This window comes from Methanospirillum sp., from assembly GCF_035406105.1.
Classification (GTDB): Archaea; Halobacteriota; Methanomicrobia; order Methanomicrobiales; family Methanospirillaceae; genus Methanospirillum.
Genome location: NZ_DAONKG010000240.1, coordinates 1 through 3,337, shown reverse-complemented (window position 1 = coordinate 3,337; position 3,337 = coordinate 1). Strand labels below are relative to the sequence as shown.

5 protein-coding genes are annotated in these 3,337 nt (G+C 50.4%); all 5 read right to left on the bottom strand.

What is annotated here, in order from left to right:
• Nucleotides 1-20 precede the first annotated feature (20 nt).
• Entirely contained in the window at nt 21-497 is a 477-nt protein-coding gene (locus PLA23_RS11750; protein ID WP_324331812.1) for a 50S ribosomal protein L11, read from the bottom strand.
• A 96-nt stretch (nt 498-593) separates the two neighbouring features.
• Nucleotides 594-1,076 carry a transcription elongation factor Spt5 gene (locus PLA23_RS11745; RefSeq protein WP_324331811.1) on the bottom strand — a complete coding sequence of 161 codons (483 nt, stop codon included), beginning with the start codon at nt 1,074-1,076 and terminating at the stop codon, nt 594-596.
• 5 nt (nt 1,077-1,081) lie between these two features.
• Complete coding sequence (locus tag PLA23_RS11740; protein WP_324331810.1) at nt 1,082-1,273, bottom strand: protein translocase SEC61 complex subunit gamma; 192 nt, start codon at nt 1,271-1,273, stop codon at nt 1,082-1,084.
• Nucleotides 1,274-1,278: 5 nt separating this feature from the next.
• Nucleotides 1,279-2,367, bottom strand: a complete 1,089-nt coding sequence (gene ftsZ / locus PLA23_RS11735; RefSeq protein ID WP_324331809.1) for a cell division protein FtsZ — start codon at nt 2,365-2,367, stop codon at nt 1,279-1,281.
• The coding region (locus tag PLA23_RS11730) for a D-aminoacyl-tRNA deacylase (protein ID WP_324475298.1) at nt 2,364-3,337 on the bottom strand (974 nt) is incomplete at its 5' end. The genes PLA23_RS11730 and ftsZ, both read right to left, overlap by 4 nt.

The following is a 3,337-nucleotide window of genomic DNA, read 5'->3' as shown; positions in this document are numbered from 1 at the left end:
TCTATGGTTACATATCGATTCTATCCCACGAGAACTGCGTCATGAGCGCCCGAATCTATCTCTTTGAGCATATCTTTGGGCTTTTTGCCTGAAACAGTGATGCCGAGCGATACGCAGGTACCGACGACTTCCTTGACCGCACTCTTGAGATCATAGGAAAGCATATCATCAAGTTTCATTTTGGCAATCGTGACAGCAGCCTCAAGTGACACGTCCCCGACAATCTTGGTATTCGGCTCACCAGAGCCTTTTTCAACGCCTGCTTCTTTCATGATAAGTGCTGTCGTGGGCGGAATACCGACCGAGATGGTGAAATTCTTCTTCTCGTCCACCTCTACACGGACAGGAACCTGCATTCCGTTAAAGGATGCGGTTTTTTTGTTAATCTCATCAACAACAGCCTTGACGTTGATACCGAGGGGACCCAGTGCCGGACCGAGTGGCGGACCAGCAGTTGCCTTGCCACCGGGTACTAGTACCTCGACTACTTCTGCCATTGTGTATCACCAGTCAGGACAGTGATGTCCATCTGGGTTCATTAAGGTTGGAAGGATACATAAAAAAGAATATGTCCGGCAGGTCCTGCCCTCGTATCACGAGTCGTCTTCGCCACGGTCGATGACCCTGACGTGATCACCCCGGACCGTGATGGGAATTGGCAGAACACTCTCGTACAATTCAACGGTAATCTCCTCTTTTGAAGCGTCAACTCGCTTGACTACCGCTTTTTCTCCTTTGAACGGACCGTTGATCAGTTCAACAATTGTCCCTTCATCAATACCACTGACTGCCGGTTTTGGTATCAGGTAGTGACCAACTTCCTCAAGTGTGGTTATCCCGGGAAGGACAGTGCGCGCACTGGGAACATGTTCCATCAGTTCCTGAACCCTGGCAATCGGTTCATCGGTCTCTACCAGAACATATCCTTTCAGTTCGTCAGGGACGATAACTGACATAACCCGGATATCATTATCAGCGTCCCGCACCGCCTTGTCGATATTGTCTGCGACCGACCGTTCTGACCGGTTTGTGGTCTTTACCGCATATATGCGGGTAAGACGGTGTTCATTCTCCATGGGTATCAGGATGGGAGTACAAGGAAGAGTTCGTAGATGGCAAACCCGATAATTCCAATCAGTACAACACCTGCCGCAGCGACAAGTGCAATCTTGGTATACTCATCCCGTGTCGGAAAACGAGCAAGTTTGAGGACACGCAGGTATTTGCGGAAGAGTTCCTCGTTTAAATTGATGTCAAGTTTGGGGATTTCCATATATATCACTTCAGAAAATCAATCTCAAAGTGTCTCTGAAATTTCGGGTTATTTTTTTCATTCCTACCATATATTTGTGGCGACCGCACACCGGTCAGGATAAGAAGGGTCCGAATCGTGTTCTGCATCGTCGGATCTATCTGTGCTCCCCAGATTATCCGTGCATCAGGATCTATCAGATTATATACCTCTTCTACAACACCTTCTGCTTCGGCCATCGTCATGTCCGGACCACCGGTCACATTGACAAGAGCAGATGTGGCGCAGGAGATGTCAATATCAAGCAGGGGTGACCTGATGGCTTTGCGAACCGAATCAGCAGACTTGTCCTGAGCATCACTCTCGCCCATCCCGATCATGGCAACCCCTCCTTTCTCCATGATGGCACGCACATCTGCAAAGTCAAGGTTTACAAGACCGGGAACAGTGATCAGCTCGGTAATGCCTTTTACTGCCCGCATGAGCACCTCGTCGGCAACCTTGAATGCTGCATAGAGGGGAAGTTTTGGCACAATCTCAATAAGCCGGTCATTTGGAACAACAATGACCGTATCAGCAACATCACGCAGACGTTCAAGACCGGCTTCTGCGTTCTCCATCCTGATCGCCCCTTCGGATGAGAACGGCAGTGTCACAATTGCAATAGTCAGAGCTCCTTCTTCGTGAGCTGCCCGGGCAACAACCGGAGCACATCCGGTCCCGGTTCCTCCGCCAAGACCAGCGGTGATAAAAACCATGTCCGAGTCTTCAACAGCCCGCCGGATATCATGTTCACTCTCCAGAGCCGCCTCTTCACCGACCTGAGGGTAGGATCCTGCACCAAGCCCTCTTGTCCGTTGTCTCCCAATGAGAATCCGGTGATCAGCCTTGACCGTTGCAAGGTGCATGGCATCGGTATTGATGGCATACAGTGTGGTCCCGGCAATCCCTTCATCCTTCATGCGGGTGATGGTGTTTGACCCGGCTCCTCCACATCCGACAACCGATATCCGGGTCGTCATCGTCCGGAGGACAGCATCAAGGTCACTATTATTCTGTGGGATCTGTTGCTCTGCTTTTGCCCTGTTGAGTGCTTCTTCAACGATTGATTTCATCTGGCCTGCCCCTGCGGAATATGAATCCGCGTTAACGTCTCTGTCATCACCATGTCCGGATAGATCTCCATATCACCAGCCTGTACCGGGTTTCCTGCCATCAGCTCACTATAGAGCGGGCCGGGAGGAATACCTAATTCTCTGGCTTTCTTTGGATCAAACCGTAATTTTTTGATGATTAGAAAATCCCCCTCAAAAGAACAGGTGTATCTGTCCTGTAACAATGTTACGCAGAGATGTATTAATTCATCCGCTATTCTGGCGCTGAATGCAGCATCGGTGATAAAAACCGGATGACACGCTTTCCCTCTTCCGGTCAGATGAGCAACAGGGAGTGGCTCAAGCGCAGAAAGAAACGGCTGTGCTGCGCATTTCATGACTTCCTCAATAAGCTCACCCGGAATTGATACCACCACCGGCTGCTGCACATGTTCAAGCATATGCAGGACAAGGGAAGACCCTGGTACAGCGGCTGCTGCACATGTTCTGATCCTGATATAATCTGCAAAAGGGAGAGTATGCATCCGCATCAGATCCCCCTGCCCCAGAACCGGAATTTGATACCGCTCAGCAAGTCCAGTTATCAGTCGTTCTTCTCTTCCTGACATGGCTTTGCCATCAATATAGAGAGCAACTGCACCAGACGATCTGATAATATCCTGGAACAGATCGTCTGTCAGGTATGGAATATCACGGGTAGGCATGATATGACCAAATCCTCCCCTCGTGAGTTTGGTTATCTCGGTCTGACGCTGGGCATAATGCGTCCCTCCAAATCCTGCGAGGGGGATGACTGATGAGGTATCCATGACCAGGGCATCAAGGACTGCTTTTGCAACCGCCCGGGCCGCATTCCGATCATTCCATTCGGTCTCGGAGCTTCCAAGTTCTACAAAACATGAGGGACAGGGAAGGGAGGTGGGACCGTGATGCGTTGCCTCGTACATCACCTCATACCCTTCCGGTGCAT

Excerpts from the sequence above, each read along its gene's own strand:
- PLA23_RS11750 (WP_324331812.1), bottom strand. The coding sequence starts at position 497 with ATGGCAGAAGTAGTCGAGGTACTAGTACCCGGTGGCAAGGCAACTGCT.
- PLA23_RS11745 (WP_324331811.1), bottom strand. The coding sequence starts at position 1,076 with ATGGAGAATGAACACCGTCTTACCCGCATATATGCGGTAAAGACCACA.
- PLA23_RS11740 (WP_324331810.1), bottom strand. The coding sequence starts at position 1,273 with ATGGAAATCCCCAAACTTGACATCAATTTAAACGAGGAACTCTTCCGC.
- ftsZ (WP_324331809.1), bottom strand. The coding sequence starts at position 2,367 with ATGAAATCAATCGTTGAAGAAGCACTCAACAGGGCAAAAGCAGAGCAA.